The following is a 15,649-nucleotide window of genomic DNA, read 5'->3' as shown; positions in this document are numbered from 1 at the left end:
CATACCATTATTACCTGTTTTTTCCTACAACGTTTTAAAAAAAATCACTCTATAAGGTACTTTCTTTCCTAAGAGTGATGGTTGTATGCTATTCAACCCCAATAATGTAAAAGCCATCATCGTTTTTTTGTAAAATGCGATAAAGGAATAATGCCATTTGACCACGTCGTACATCCGTATATGGTGAAAATGTTGTAGCGCTAGTACCTGTCGTTATCCCATAATTTAATAACGTCTGAATATAACGATCGGTTTCCATATCTTTAGTAAAATCTGTAAAAGGTGCAGATAATGATGTCGCTTGTTGTAAATGAAAGCCTAGCGACAGCATTTTAGCCATTTGACTTCTTTTAATTGAAGCATCTGGATGATAATGACTCCCTTTTTGAATAATACCATTCGCCGCAAGTGCTGCAATAGATTCATAATATGGATGTGATGTAGGGACATCACTAAAGCTAGGATTGTCAACATTGTCTGTCTGTAATTGCAATGCTTGCGCTAAAAAATAGGCCGCTTCCCCACGCGTTAATGGTTGATAGGGGCTAAATGTAGTTGACGTTGTACCAAAGACTATACCTTTATTATATAACTCACTTACTGCATTATATAACTCTGTCTCTTTTTTTATATCAGAAAATGGCATTGAAGCAGCTTGTGTAGGAAGGACTGCAATACAAGGTGCTATAACTAATGCCGTCGAAAACGCCAAGAAGTACTTTTGCTTTTGTTTCATTATCCTTTACCCCTTTCAACAATGAAAAGAGGGACATGCCCTCTCTTCATTTGTTTATTATAGTCCTAATGCTTTTATATGCTCTTCTAAAATGCGGTAGTTATAAACTAAATCTTGTTGCTCCAACGTTAAAGAGCTATATAATTTTTGCGCAGCTACCACTTTCTTTTCAAATGATTTATTATCTGGATCAAGCTCGGCAATAGCATTCACTACTTTTAACACGGTTGCTATATCTTTTTCTGCATTTTTTAACTTATCGTAGTTAATAACTTGTCCTCTCACTTTGGAGTCAAGCGCCTTATACGCCGCTACGGCATTCGCTACATCCTGAATGTACGTACTCGATGTTGGTGAAAGGTTCGCGATTAGCTCTACTACTTTCTTTACTTCGTTCATATTTTTCTCTGCTTCAAGTAACAGTGAGTAGTTAGATACTCTTTGTTTATCCGTTGTGTTAAGGCTATCGTAATCTTTACGCACTGACTCAATCATCCCAAAATACAATTTATCGCTTGGTTTTAAAGCCGCAATACTTTTGTATACTTTAATCACATTATCTAAAGACAGAAGTAGCTGCTCATTATAAACGTATTTGCGTTGTGTAGCTGTTAGATTATCATACGCTTTTAATATTTTTTGATATTGGCTGTCCATATTTTTTGAAGTCATTAGCTTATCAATTTCATTAATTACACTAATAACTGGTTTAATCAGTCTTTCTTGGTCTTGTAATGTTTTATAATTTTCAACTGCTAATTGCTGATCTTTTGGCAATGCATTATAGGCTGCACGAATTTCCTCAATACGTTTTACATATTGATGTGGCTCAACATACGGAAGCTCATCAATCATCCGTTGCACATTTCCTGCACCTAAAATACTCGTTTCAGCCGCTTGTAACAACTTATAGTTTGTGACATACTGCTGCATCTCTTTACTAAGGGCATCATATAATGCGCGCGCCTCTACCGTATCAGCTTGGAACGTTTTGCTCGATGCTTTCAGCCTACTAATTAGGTCGATGACATTGGCTAATGGTTCATAGCTTTGTAGAGTGGCAATATTGTTAACAAACGCCTTTTGGTCCTTCGTCAATTTATCATATGCTTTACGGGCTGCACTAACCTTACTCACAAAGCTGCTTGAGCTTGGATCTAAACTATCTATTTGTACCATGACAGATAAAATCGGTTTTACTTGTTTTTCACGGTCTGTTAACAATTTAATATTTGAAACAAGCTTCTTTTGCCCTGTTGATAGTTTATCGTAGGCAACACGAGCATTCATTAGTTTCGTTAAGTAGTCTTCTGCTGCAGGATCTGCCGCATCAATTAAAGCTATAACTGTGCTTGCAGAAGTTAGCTCCGTTTCTGCCGTTACAAGCTTGTCATAGTTAATGATTGCTTGCTGTTTTTCTTCTGGCAACGCATCGTAATTCGCACGTGCCGTTTTTAAATCGTTTAAAAATGTCTTGCTCGTTGGCTTCAATGTTTCGATTAAGCCAATTAACGATGCCACATCTTCAACAGCTGTTAACTGTTCATAGTTTGTGACACGCTTTTGGGAAGCTGTATCTAAAGCATTGTATGCTTTACGCGCCGCAATTACCTTTTTCGTATAGTCTTTATTTGTTGGATTTAAAGCAGCAATTAAATTAATGACTTTTACTACATTGGCATTGTTTTTCTCATATGACGTTAATGTTTTATATTGCGTCACTAATTTTTTCGCATTTTTGTCCATTGCTTTATATTCAGCAGATAATGCCACTACTTTTGCTACAAATGAAGCATCCGGTTCATTCGCTAAAGCGATGATTTTATCATCGAACTGCTGAGCAGTTTCGATATAGCCTTGTGCAGTTGTAAGCGCTGGGTAGTTCGTTACTAATGCTTTCCCTTCTGGTGAAAGTTTCGCATAAGCTTCGAGCAATTTGGCTACTGTTTCCTTGTAGTCTTTGCGTGAAGTACTTAAAGCTAGTATTGGATCAATGATGTTCATTGCCTCTACTTTGTCTTTTAAGCTATTGTTTTTATAGCTTTTTACAGACTCTTGCTTTTGAGCATCTAATTTTAAATAGGCTGTGTTAGCAGCTTTCGCTTTTTTTGTATAATCTCTCGCCGCAGGATCTAATTTTTCAACTAACGTAATAACATTTAACACTGCTTTATGTGAACTTTCCCAGCTCGTTAACTCAGATAAATTGTTGACGATTTTTTTGACACTTGCTGCGTCGATATTTTGCCCTTCCGGCGTATTATATGCTTTACGTGCCTCATCAATTTTGGAGATTTTATCGTCCGCTGTAGCAATGCCCGCAATAAGCGTTTCTATTGCTTCTGCAGCTGCTATATTTGCCTCAGCTAATTCGAGTTCTGCCTTATTGATCACAAATTCCTTCTTAGCAAGTTTATCAAAATCCGTTCTTGCCGCCGCTACTGCTACACGATACTCATTACTATTGGAAATACGCAATGCAGTAATTTGCTTAGACACAACGGCCGCCTTTTGGTATGGTTCTAAATCGCCATAATTGGAAACTAAACTTTTTGTCGCTTCGTCCTTTAAATTGTTGTAAGCAGATTCAATGGCTGTAACAGCACTGATAAAACTTGCGGCTGTTGGGAAATCTGCTGGTGTTTTAGCTACTAATTGTTCAATGCTAACGCGTACTTTATCTGCAACAGATAAGTTCACTAGCACATCTGTATATTTTTTATAGGGTGTTATTGCGTCGTTTTTCGGATTGTAGGCTGTAATAATTTTCTTTTGGTCTGTTGTTAGTTTGTTAAAGCTTTCCGTAACAGCACTTGCCGCTTGTTCAATTTGAGTCGCAGTTGATGACACATTTTCTAGTGCGCTCACAAAAGCATCTAATTTGTCCGTTGTTTCTTTTGCTACATTAGCATCGTCCGTCATTTTTGTAAGCTTGGCGATATCTGCCCCGTTCTTTTTAAAGTAGTTGTTCCGTTCAGACACGTCATAACCGTATTGTAGAGAAGTGCCGCGAACTGCCGAGACAATTTCTTTGGCATCATTGGCTAATGCTGTATTGACTGCATCTTTAAAAGTTTCTTGAACAGCAAGATAGGAATTTGGTTGCAACGTAGAACCTAAGAATTCATCATAAGCTTTCTGAACTTCCTCAACTTCGACTATAAACGTTTTGTTTGTATATGATAGGGTATTAATACTTTTAGCAATCTCGCTTAAATTTTTAAGGAAAGCTCGTTGTGCGACTACATAATTATACTTAGCTGTAATAAATGCAATCTCATTAATACTAAAATCCTTATTACTCAAAACTTTGACATCGCCATCTGCAATGACCATGTCATTTGCTGATGATGTTTCTGACAGTTTACCAAACTGCTCAATCATTTTATTTCTCGTTTCTATTGCTGCTACGGCATTCACATAAGCGACTTGTTCAGCTTGTGTTACCGTTTGTGCCTGTGCTTCTTGTACATTGGCAAGTGCCGCTGGTGTTAATAAAAGGCTTGTTAGGACACCTACTTTTAAAGGTTTCTTCAACTTGCTCATCCTTTCTGATTACGTTATATAGGAACATAGATATGTATCATTTATTGCGAATCTACTATATTAAGTATCGGTAATCATCACTTGATTTCAAGCTATTCTCGTAAACTCACGAACTTCCTTTACTAACTTACAGATAATTGCTATTTTTAGATAGAATAGACTTTTTAAAGGAAGTTATTGTTAGAATACTATATAATTATGGTAGACGCATTTATCCCGCATCGGACGGTAAATTTTTAGCTCATAAAAGTCCCGCGATATTGAGAAAATTCCTTAAAAAAACTAGCATTTATACTATGTCATTCATGTGAAACTAGGTGTATACTACATCTTTAATATTTAATTTACTAGAAAGGGAGCTAGATATGTTTTATCACTACAAGTTTTGGCATAGCTTAACGCACCCCACGATCTTTACACAGGCTATGGAAGCAGGAGAAATAAGAGGCTATAAAAAAAGAGCCATCACGGTTTTCATACTCTTTATGCTCCTTTTTGCGATACGAGAGTTTTGGGGAATGGGCACTGAAAGCTTAACATCTTTATTTGCAATGAATCAGCAAGATGAATATTATACAGCCCGTTTGCTGTCAATGGTCGGAGCCATTGTTTGGGGAATTATTTATTATTGCTTCCACTATTACGGCGTTACATATATTTTATATTTATTAACGGACATACCTTATAAATGGATTCAAAAAGTGCAACTGTATGTGATGGCATTTTTACTGATTGAAAAGACGATTTTATTTGCCGTGTTCTACGCAGTTGGCTACTCTACAACGTTCTCCTTCTTGTCACTTGCCCCTGCTGTTCAGCAAGTATTCGATAAGGATGTTGTGTTATTTATTATTAATCAATTAACCGTCACAACTGTGCTCACAATTATTGTGCACTTTACGTTCCTTTCCAAGTGGGAGGAAGCGTCCGATCGTAAAGCACTGTTAGCTAAAATTATTGTACTGCAAGTGTTAATGGCTGTTTTTGTTGGACTGATTAGCGTATTACCACTACAAGAATGGATTACAAGGGGGTTAGGATGATGCGCTTTATTAAATCCAGACCTTGGACTAGCATTAGTATAATCGTGATAGCACTACTAGTTGGCGTCAATGCCTTTTTCGTTTTCAAAGACAATAGTAAAGTAGCACGTTCGTATTTCGTCGATGAATTTCAACGAGCTACTACTGGTGACCGCGTAGAAACGGTGAAAAAGGATGCTATTGTTGCACCCGCACAAACGTATACAATTGCGGCAGATGCCAAAAGCTTGTCCGCTGTAAATGTGAAGCGAGGACAGAACATTACAGCATCAGATTTACTTGCTACTTATAAGACAGAGGAAGTTGACGATGAGTTAACGAAGCTTGAGGCTGAACGTGATGCTTATGAAAGCGAATTAAGCGATTTAGAATCTGCTTTATCCGACGTGGAATCCGATTTTGGCAGTAAAGCTAATCCTAAAAGTTCTATTAATACCGATCAAATTAGCGATAAATTAAATGTCACAGTTAAATTAGAATTAGCTCAGCAAAATACACCTTCTACGGCAGTAGCTATTTTAAATCGCCATATTGCCGAGACTACTCGTCAAATTGCGGTCTTGGATGCACAAATTGCACAAATTCAGGCGCGCCAAGGTGTTATAAGCCCAGTTGACGGCGTTATTTCTAATATAACGGATGAAGCTGGCACCGTAACTTTTGAAATTTATTCTACAGAAAAAGCAGTGCTTGCTTACTTATCGGAAGATGAATGGCAAAAGGTTGCGGCTGGGCAAAGGGTCGATATTGACTTACAGCATGTTAAAGATGAGCTAACTGGTGTTGTCCTTGAAAAGCAAATGATTGCAACAAATGAAGACACACTATGGGCAAATGAATTAGCCAAAACAGCGAAACTACCGCAGCCAACGAATTATGAAGTAACGTTACAGCAGGATGATTTATTAGAAAATATTCCGTTTTCAACAGTTGGCCAAGCTTCGATTGTCGTGAATGAAGCTTTCGATGCGTATAAAGTGAAGTCTTCTTGGGTCAAAAAAGTAAAAGGTGCTAAGAGCATTTATATTATCGATGAGGATGGAAAAATCCGTCTTGAGGATATTGATGTTGCCTTTACAACAAAAGATTCAACCATTTTTACAAGCTACTTCGATGAAGGCACACCAATGCTGCCAAATGACAAGCGCAATATTTTAGCCCGTACTTTCTGTTCAATGCCTGTGAAAAAAATTGACTGGCACCATTTCAAAGAAGTCGGTTGGAAAGATTACGTTAAATATATTATTTTTTAATTAGCAAAAGTGTTAGCGTGACTGTTGTCACGCTAACACTTTTTTGCTGTTGAATTGTGTGAGAATTGTGTGAGTGCCTGGCACGCGAACAATTCAGAATTGTTCGTGTGCCAGGCACCGATATTCTTCTGCTTTGTCCTGCAGTCCAAGTCGTTCATAGCAAACAGCTAATTGACTATACGGAAGCCAAGTCCAAGCTGCATGTTCAACTAAATTCCCTTGCATAGCCTTGTTTTTCACGAATGTCGCTTGTTCATACCAATAGATGGCTTGTTCATATTGTTCATCTTGCAAAAACCTCGCACCTAAGCGACAACAAATTTCTGGGCGTGGCATACCATAGGCTAATGGTTTAACTAAAAAATGTAACTGTTTATCCCGCGCTTTTAGCTTTTCATAACAGTCTGCTAAATTTAAATACGCAGCGATTTCATCTTCAATCCATCCTTGTTTTGTAGCTAAAAATTGCTTGTATTTTTCAATCGCTTCTTCGTATAACGCTTGATCTTTACATTCATTTCCATAGTAAAACAAATCACGTGCAGAAAACGGCTTTCCTTGCTCTTCGCGCTGTTTATAAATGTTCATATTACGATCTGTGTGCGCTTGTTCTTTGCGATGTGTAATCGCGATATTGCTTTGAATAACAGTGCCATGGACGGACAAGTATTCATGTACTGCCCCAACCCAATTAAAATAACAAGAACGTTTTACGAGCCTGTTTCGTTTCACACTGTATGTCGGATTGCCATGCTGATCGACTGCTAAAAAATAGTCCATTATTACACTATCTGCTTCAATATTCGCAAGCTCTTTTTTTAAATTTAAAAAACGTTGTCTTTCCCTTTCCTGTAAAACATCATCTGCATCTAGCCATAAAATATAATCTTTTGTCGCTTTGCTAAATGAAAAATTGCGTGCTTTTGCAAAGTCATCGACCCACTGAAAATCATAAATGTGATTAGTAAAGTGCTTAGCAATTTCTTTCGTTTTATCGGTGGAACCTGTATCAATAATAATGATTTCATCCACTAATCCTTGTAAGGAAGATAAACACCGAGCTAACACTTGTTCTTCGTTTTTAACAATCATACATAAACTAACTGTTACGTTTTTTTTATACGGGATAATCACTTCATTTTTAAATGTTTCCGCTCCGAGTAAATCGGATTCCCGGTAAATATGAAATGCAGGCAAACGAGTATCGACGAATAACGGTATTTCCAAAGCGGAAGCTCTAATACAAAAATGTCGATCTTCCCCCCAAAAAGATAAATTTTTTAACTGCTTAAAACGCACACCTTTTAAAAGTGCTTGTCGACTTATTAATGTACAAGCCCCTAGCCCCCCAACTTCGTAAACACCCGGTACTTTTAACATCTCTAAAAAAGCGGAAGTTCGATTAGCGATTTCAATAGCATCTAATTTTTCTCCATTATTTATTTGATATAACGTATATTCATCCATCATCCAAACTTGTGGTAGCGCATCGTCATTTTGATGCCATTGCGTCCAAAATATATTTGAAATAATATCTTTTTGTTCATTCCATAAGTTTTGTACTGTATTTGGAACCAATAGTAAATCAGAATCAATCAGCAACAATCCATCATATTGTAATTGGATGGCATGTTCAATAATAGAGTCTTTCATTTTGGCGACCTTTTCAATAAGTGAATCTGTCCAATAATGAGTATGTTCATCCTTCATATATAGGTCATTATTTTGATCATTTTTGAAAATTGTTACGCGTTCGATTTTGGATTGGAACAATGCTAAAAGCTCCGTTGATTGCGGATCGTCATTATCATCGATAAATAAAAAATCCACCTCAAGTTCTTGTTGCTCTAACGATTGAAGTGAAAATAGAAAATAAGCTAAAATAGAAGGCTTTTGTCGCACAGGACTGGCAATTAAAATGCGGGGTTTCATAGCGTCCTCCCTTATCGGACATATTTATAAAATGAGGAAAATTAGTCATCGTTCTATCCATATTCATATTTCACAAAATATGTTACAGCTACGATAAAAAGCCCTTCGTATGGTTAAATGAAGCATTACCATACAAAAGGCTTTAATTAGGTATCATGAGTATTTGGCGATATCTCCAAGGTTAGTGGCGATTCCCATGGTTTTTGTGGCGATTCCCGAAGTTTTCGTGGCGATTCACCTGGGTCACCCGCGATTCCTAAGGTTCTATCAGCTATTTCTCAAAGGTTACCCGCGATTCCCTGGGTTTTATCAGCGATTCGCACGAGCTTATCCGCGATTCACCATGCATTTTCCATATCTTGCTGTGTTGCTAATTCATAGTACATGGATGATATTCCGCATAACTCGTACATCATGCCGTGCACATATAATTTTTCACCATTTGTACCATTTAGGCGAATGGCAAAAAGAGCATCTCCATTGCCTACTTTTTTCAGCGTTACACCGTCAGCTGAATGTTCAACATCTACAATTTTGTCATCAATCATTGCCCCAGTGTATTGCTCAATACTTACATCTTTTACGGTAAAGCCAATGTCACTCGTTGCAATAAATGCACTACTTTTTTCAAGAGCTGCTGACGTGTACATATCATAGCCATCCGTTTCCGCTCGAATGCCTACGCGCACGGAATGGCCTTTATCATCAGACAATGTCGCGATATAGTCCCCTGCTTGCAATAACTTCAACTCGTAATTGCCGCCTTGCGGAATGCTTTCTTGCTCCCAACCATCAAAATTAAATGGTTGATACACAAAGACTTTTTCACTCACGTCATAACCTTTAGCAGTCGTTAATTGAATATGAATTGGATCAAAACCTAACTCCTCTTCAAACAACAGTGCTGTGCCAGGTGTTATTTCATCCGTTTGCTGACAATTAAGCTGAAGCTTGCCGTCAACTTCGGTTACAACGACTTTATACTTTTGGGTTTCGACGACCTCATAGTTTTCATCCTGATCGATATTGTAGCCAATCAACATAAAGTAGCCTGATCCTTCTCGCAATGCCTCCACCGCTATGCCATTCGTTGTATGGTGAATTTTGAAAAATTCATGTTCACCATCTGTCGCAACATTGTCATAAGAATAAGCATCCAATTGACTTGCACCTAAATCACGAGCAGAAAACTTTTGCATGACACGTTTTGCTTGCATCGTTTCAATGCGCTGAATAAATAAGGCTAGCTGCGAACGCTTCACTGTTTCTTTTAAGCCAAATGTAGTCGCTGTAATTCCTTTTGTAATATTGTGTTCAAACAAAGGACCAACCGCATAATAGGCATCAGAATATTTCACAATGTCTGTAAACGGTAGTGTCCAATCATTTGTATCATTTACTAGTTGATAAGCAGCCGTTAACATCGTCGCTAACTGCTCCCTTGTAATGGCTTGATTTATACCGAAACTACCGTCCGCAAAACCGGAAGCAATTCCTTCACTGGCTAATGCCGCAATCGCGCCATAGTATTCATCACTTTGTTGAACATCCGTAAATTTCGGATCTACCACATTTTGCGTATCTAGCGCCAATAAGTTCGCTAAAATTTTAGCAACTTGTCCACGTGTCACATCCGCAAACGGCTTGAACGTACCATCTGCATAACCATTAATAATGCCTCGCCCGGCTAAATCTTTTACCGCTGCACCATACTCTTTCGACATATCCACATCGCTAAACCCTTCAGCCGCCTGCGCTGTCGGCACCACGACAATAGCACTTGTCGCTAATGCCGCAACCATTGCCCCATGAAATAAACTGTTTCGCTTCATCCGCTCAACCCCCTACACATTTTATCTATCATACTATGATAATACGTGGGATTAATAGGAAAAGTTTCATGTTCTCCCATAGATGTCATGCTTTATAAACAAAAAACTCTAGCCGATTGCTCGACTAGAGTTTACATAGTAGCTAATTGTTAAGAAATTAGTACTTATTTATATTAGTTTAAAACGTTTGTAGCAGTTACTTTTACAAGGTTTCCAGCAACGCCACCGAATTTAACTAATGCATTGAATTCAGAACCAGCAGTGAATTTAGAAACTTCAGCAGTTAATGTACCGTTGTTAGCAAATTCTACATCACCAGATACTTTTGTTAAAGTTAAAGTATTAGCAGTTACTAAAGTTCCATCAGCAAGCGTTACTTTTACGCCAGCAGATTCATCAGCAGCTACAGCAACACCATAAGTGTCTGTTACTACAAAGTCAACTAATGTAGCTAAACCAGTTAAGTTAAATGCAGCTGCAGATGTGAATTCAACAGCTTTTGCTTCTTCAAGTTTAGTTGAATCAGCTACTGCAGCAGCTGCAGTACCTTCTTTAACAACTTGTACTTTAGCAACTTTTGGAGCAACGTTAGAGTATGTTAATTCTTTCGTTAACTCTTCACCTGTTGCATTGATTGTGATTGTTACTGTCTTTTTAGCAGTAGTTTCTTTATCTGCAAAAGTTACCACGTCACCAGTAGCTGGTTTACCAGTTACAGTGAAGTCAGTACCTTCTGTTAATTCAACTACTTCACCTGAAGCTGTTTTAGCTTTTACTACGATAGCTTTGTTGTAAGCATCTACAACTTTATTACCGTTAGTAGCATCAGCATAGATAGTTGGAACATCTTCTACAGTGTAAGAAGCAAATTGAGCATCAGAAACGATAGAGAATGTTTTTGTTAATGCACTTGATTCAACTGGAGTTGCACCATCTAATAATTTGAAGCTTACTTTACCTGAAGTTTCAGTAGTACCTGTTTTAGCAACGATTTTAGCTGAAGTGTTAGAAGTATTCGTTACATCGAATGCTTTTTCACTTGCAGAACCTGCTTCAACTGATGCTTCAAATTGAATAGCACCTAATACAGTTGTATCAGTAATAACTTGACCGTATTGGTCTTCAACTACTAAGTCAGTGTTTTTAACTGTTACACCGTTAGTGTCTTTAGCACGTAGAGCAGTTGCTACTTTAGAAGATAAACCAGTAATTACAGTTGCTTTTGCTTCAGCTTTTGCAACGATAGTTTGAGTAGATACTTTACCTGATAAAGTTGTTACAACAACTGTTACAGCTTTGTTAGCTTCTACTTTGTTAGCTGGAACTTTTACAAATAAACCAGTTTTACCAGTTACTTCTACGATGTCGTAACCAGCTGATTCAGTTAATGTATCTTGTTTAACAGCAGCTAATTCTTTTAATGTTTTAATTTCTTTACCTTGAGTATCAACAACTGTTAATGGGAAGAAAGCATCCTTATTAGCAGATAATACTTCTGTTGGTGCAGAAACTGATACAGATGAAAGTTTAACACCTTCAGCTACAGCTACAGTAGTAGTTGCACTTTTACCAGTTGTTTTAGAAACAGCGATAAGGTTAGAAGTACCTGCAAGGTTAGTACCTGTTACTTCTACTACATTTACTTCTTTACCGTTGATTGTTACAGTTTTTACTGCGCTTAATGTAACAACACCTGGGTTAGAGTTTGTTAATAAAACTTCGTTGTTGATAGTAGTTAAGTTAGATACTACGTTACCATATTGGTCTTTTGTAGTTACTGGTAAGTAGAATTTATCTTTTGATAAATCTGTATCTTGAGATAATGTTTTACCGTCTTTGTTGTAAAGTTCACCGAAAGTGATCTCAGAGATAGCTGCTACAGCAGATAATTTAACTGTTGTTTGAGCAGTTACGCCTGTTTTAGCGTGTACTAAAGTAATGATAACGTTATCGCCTTCTTTAGCACCTGCAGCTAAAGTAAGGTTTAATGTACCATCAGCATTTAATGAACCTGCAGTAGCTGCACCAGCAACTGTTACAGTTACGTCAGAGTGGTTTAATTTAGTGATGTCTTCACCATATTGGTTAGAAACTTTAACACCTACAGTTGCTGCAGTTTTAGCAGTGCTAGTGAATGCTGCAACGTCAGATAATACGTCAAGTTTAGCTACTTTTTCGTTTTCTACTTTTACAGAGCCTTTTAATGCATCAGCATCTTTTTGAGCTACAGTAACTGTGTACTCACCTTCAGTTAATTTAGAAGTTAATTCGATTGTAGCTGTTTTTTTGTCTTCTGAAAGAGCAACTGAAGCTACGTTCGCTTTCACTGTACCTTTGTTTACTGTGAAGTCTGCTGCTGTAAAGTCAACTGCTTGGTTGAATACTACTTCGATAGATTTAGAGCTTACTGCTTTTACTGCTTCTACTTTAACTTCAGTTACTTCATATGTAACTTCAGCAGAATATTTTTTACCTTCGATTTCGAACTCTACTTTAGTAGCTTTGTTTGCTTCAAGTGGAGTTTCTAATTTTACAGTATGTTTAGTGTCATCAGAAAGAGTTACTTCTAATGTAGTTGCATCTACAGCTTTCGCTTCTTTAACAGTTAAAGCAGTTTCACCAACGTTAGTGATTGTGCGGTTTAAGAATGATGCGAATTGACCACGAGTTAAAGAGTTTTTAGGGTTGAACGCTTTAACGTTTGTAAGACCAGCATATTCTAACGCGATGATAGCTTCGCGGTTTTCAGTTGCTGTCGTTTTGTCTAAGTCTGTGATTGCAGATTTGAATTCAGATTCTTTGTAATCTGCTACTAAATCTACACCGTAAACAGTGTTGATAGCACGTACTAATACTACTGCCATTTGTTCACGAGACATGTTGTTTGTGTGCATTAATTTGTTGTTAGAACCTTTGAATACGCCAGCGTCTTTAACAAGTGCTGCATATTGTAATAATTCTTGGTCAGGAGTTGTAGTTGGAAGGTCAGTGAAACGAGCTTCTGTTTTGTAATCAGTTGGAATTTCATAACCTTCTGATACTAACCATTTACCTAAGAATTTTGTTACGTTACCACGTGTTACCACTGCGTTCGGTTTGAAAGTACCGTCTGGGTATCCGCCTACGATGTTTGCGTCCGCTAATGCTAAGATAGCGTCCTTGTGATCACTTGATTCAATATCAGAAAAGCTTGCTGCGCTAGCTACTGGTACAATTGCTGATGCTACTAGAGCTGCTGACGCTGCGCCGACAACCCATTTGCTATATTTTTGTTTCATGTCTAAAAACCTCCTAGATAAATTAGCCACTTTTATGACTACGATTCTATTATAAGAGAAGTAGAACATATATTTCCATGTGAAATATCTGGAATGAAAGATGTGGTAACGGTAATACTTTACTGGTTACAAATACAAATATTAGTTAATATATATATTAGATTCCATCCAATAATTAGGTAGAAAACATAGATTTTATGCATAAAATATACCAATTTACCCACAGTCGCTGAGACTTTTTACCTTCCAGGTTTTTTTTACTAAGCCAAATTACCCTCTTAATGGAATAGTGAACAATTCATGAATTTACGTTACAATAATATAGGTAATTTATTCATTTATTCCCTTGGAAAAATGGATTAAGTTTTTTTGGAAACCAGAATCTAGATAAGTAGACTTTATTCTATCTGCAGTTACTGAGCTCCTATCCGCGGTATAGCTGAGTTTACCGGCGATTTATAACATTCTATCAGCGATTCGCTATAGTCTACCGGCGATTTATGGCATTCTATCGGCGATTGGCCCGAGTTTACCAGCAATTCGCGACATTCTATCCGATTTAAGAAGTTCTATCATTTACAGAGATGGGGATTTGACAGAAATGGTATTTAGTAGTCTTATTTTTTTATATGTCTTTTTGCCATTAGTAATTATTTTGTACTTCATCTCACCGAAGATGTTACGCAATACGATTTTACTGTTGGCCAGTTTGTTCTTCTATGCTTGGGGTGAACCGAAGTATGTGCTTTTAATGATGTTATCCATTGTGCTCAATTATGTGCTCGGTATCGTTATTGAAAACACCGCTTCACAATCGAAGCGCAAAACGCTCCTTTGGTTAGTCATTGTCAGTAATTTAGCGATCTTAGGCTACTACAAATATGCGGGCTTTTTCGTAGATATACTTAACAATTATTTAGCGCAACCGATTGAATGGCAGGCTGTGCCACTGCCAATTGGAATTTCGTTTTACACGTTCCAAGCACTCAGTTATGTCATCGATGTTTATCGCAAAGACGTCAAAGCACAGCGCAATTTCTTGGATTTATCACTGTTCATTACTTTATTTCCGCAGCTCGTTGCCGGACCTATCGTTCGCTATCAAACAGTCGCTGAGCAAATAAAAAAACGTCTTGCTACTTCAGAAGATTGGATGATTGGGACACGCCGCTTTGTGCAAGGCTTGGCGAAAAAAGTACTGATTGCCAATCCAATGGGTGAAATAGCTGATCATGTATTTAGCTTATCTGGTGGGGATTTAACAACGGGTACTGCGTGGATTGGGATTTTAGCTTACTCCCTCCAAATCTACTTCGACTTCTCAGGCTATAGTGATATGGCTATTGGGTTAGCTCGTATTTTTGGCTTTAAATTTGAAGAAAACTTTAACTATCCGTATATAGCACAATCTGTTACAGACTTCTGGCGTCGCTGGCATATTTCACTTAGCAGTTGGTTTAGAGATTATGTCTACTTCCCGCTCGGTGGTAGTCGTGTAAGCCACGAATGGAAGTTATATCGCAATTTACTTGTGGTATGGACACTAACTGGCTTTTGGCACGGGGCTAGCTGGACCTTTATGGCATGGGGCTTTTACTATGGGCTATTAATCTGCCTGGAAAAATGGGTACTGCTGAAATGGTTAACGCGTATCCCACGTATATTACGACATATGTATATTCTGATTATTGTCATGATTGGCTGGGTTTTCTTTAGAGCGAATGACTTTACATACGCGTTTGCATTTATCAAAACAATGTTTGGGCTAACAGATGCTCCATTGTACAATTATGAAACGATTTTACTGACAAAGGATTATGCTATTTACTTTGTTATCGCTATTATTTTTGCGATGCCGATTTATAAGATTTATCACAACTGGAGCGAGCAAAAGGCTAGCACTTCCCTGTCATTTGACTGGAGCCTACGCATTGCGCAAACCATTTACTATGGTGCTCTTTTGTTATTCATTACGATGTTTTTAGTGAACGCAACACATAATCCATTCATTTACTTTAGATTTTAGGTG

At 37.6% G+C, this 15,649-nt stretch carries 8 protein-coding genes; 3 read left to right on the top strand and 5 right to left on the bottom strand.

Going from position 1 to position 15,649, the window contains the following annotated elements; translation table 11 throughout:
• Nucleotides 1-88: 88 nt before the first annotated feature.
• The gene (locus ACKVEV_RS20005) at nucleotides 89-736 is read right to left on the bottom strand and encodes an S-layer homology domain-containing protein (RefSeq protein WP_409367959.1); all 648 of its coding nucleotides are present in this window, start codon (nucleotides 734-736) and stop codon (nucleotides 89-91) included.
• Nucleotides 737-793: 57 nt separating this feature from the next.
• Nucleotides 794-4,273, bottom strand: a complete 3,480-nt coding sequence (locus ACKVEV_RS20000; protein WP_409367958.1) for a hypothetical protein — start codon at nucleotides 4,271-4,273, stop codon at nucleotides 794-796.
• Between the two features lie 374 nt (nucleotides 4,274-4,647).
• Between ACKVEV_RS20000 and ACKVEV_RS19995 the strand changes: the two genes are divergently transcribed.
• Both ACKVEV_RS19995 and ACKVEV_RS19990 read left to right on the top strand, forming a co-directional pair.
• Complete coding sequence (locus ACKVEV_RS19995) at nucleotides 4,648-5,325, top strand: hypothetical protein (protein ID WP_409367956.1); 678 nt, start codon at nucleotides 4,648-4,650, stop codon at nucleotides 5,323-5,325.
• Nucleotides 5,322-6,578: an HlyD family secretion protein gene (locus ACKVEV_RS19990; protein WP_409367955.1), complete on the top strand. Its 1,257-nt coding sequence runs from the start codon at nucleotides 5,322-5,324 to the stop codon at nucleotides 6,576-6,578. Before ACKVEV_RS19995 ends, ACKVEV_RS19990 begins: the two co-directional genes overlap by 4 nt.
• 93 nt (nucleotides 6,579-6,671) lie before the next feature.
• Here the strand turns inward: ACKVEV_RS19990 and ACKVEV_RS19985 are convergent, their stop codons facing one another.
• The 3 genes from ACKVEV_RS19985 to ACKVEV_RS19975 form a co-directional block, all read right to left on the bottom strand.
• On the bottom strand, nucleotides 6,672-8,510 hold the full coding sequence (locus tag ACKVEV_RS19985; RefSeq protein WP_409367954.1) for a glycosyltransferase: 1,839 nt from the start codon (nucleotides 8,508-8,510) through the stop codon (nucleotides 6,672-6,674).
• Nucleotides 8,511-8,848: 338 nt separating this feature from the next.
• Nucleotides 8,849-10,342, bottom strand: coding sequence for an S-layer homology domain-containing protein (locus ACKVEV_RS19980; protein ID WP_409367953.1), 1,494 nt, complete (start codon nucleotides 10,340-10,342; stop codon nucleotides 8,849-8,851).
• 173 nt (nucleotides 10,343-10,515) lie between these two features.
• Complete coding sequence (locus ACKVEV_RS19975; RefSeq protein WP_409367952.1) at nucleotides 10,516-13,620, bottom strand: S-layer homology domain-containing protein; 3,105 nt, start codon at nucleotides 13,618-13,620, stop codon at nucleotides 10,516-10,518.
• Between the two features lie 601 nt (nucleotides 13,621-14,221).
• Here ACKVEV_RS19975 and ACKVEV_RS19970 point away from each other — a divergent pair.
• On the top strand, nucleotides 14,222-15,646 hold the full coding sequence (locus tag ACKVEV_RS19970) for an MBOAT family O-acyltransferase (RefSeq protein ID WP_409367950.1): 1,425 nt from the start codon (nucleotides 14,222-14,224) through the stop codon (nucleotides 15,644-15,646).
• Nucleotides 15,647-15,649 lie beyond the last annotated feature (3 nt).

The sequence above is a fragment of the Lysinibacillus sp. 38-6 genome, assembly GCF_046245175.1.
Classification (GTDB): domain Bacteria; phylum Bacillota; class Bacilli; order Bacillales_A; family Planococcaceae; genus Lysinibacillus.
The sequence above is the reverse complement of the archived record's forward strand: the minus strand, read 5'-3'. Positions and strand labels throughout refer to the sequence as shown.

Bases quoted from the DNA above. Each gene is read 5' to 3' on its own strand.
- ACKVEV_RS20005 (WP_409367959.1), bottom strand. From the start codon at position 736: ATGAAACAAAAGCAAAAGTACTTCTTGGCGTTTTCGACGGCATTAGTT.
- ACKVEV_RS19995 (WP_409367956.1), top strand. From the start codon at position 4,648: ATGTTTTATCACTACAAGTTTTGGCATAGCTTAACGCACCCCACGATC.
- ACKVEV_RS19990 (WP_409367955.1), top strand. From the start codon at position 5,322: ATGATGCGCTTTATTAAATCCAGACCTTGGACTAGCATTAGTATAATC.
- ACKVEV_RS19985 (WP_409367954.1), bottom strand. From the start codon at position 8,510: ATGAAACCCCGCATTTTAATTGCCAGTCCTGTGCGACAAAAGCCTTCT.
- ACKVEV_RS19980 (WP_409367953.1), bottom strand. From the start codon at position 10,342: ATGAAGCGAAACAGTTTATTTCATGGGGCAATGGTTGCGGCATTAGCG.
- ACKVEV_RS19975 (WP_409367952.1), bottom strand. From the start codon at position 13,620: ATGAAACAAAAATATAGCAAATGGGTTGTCGGCGCAGCGTCAGCAGCT.
- ACKVEV_RS19970 (WP_409367950.1), top strand. From the start codon at position 14,222: ATGGTATTTAGTAGTCTTATTTTTTTATATGTCTTTTTGCCATTAGTA.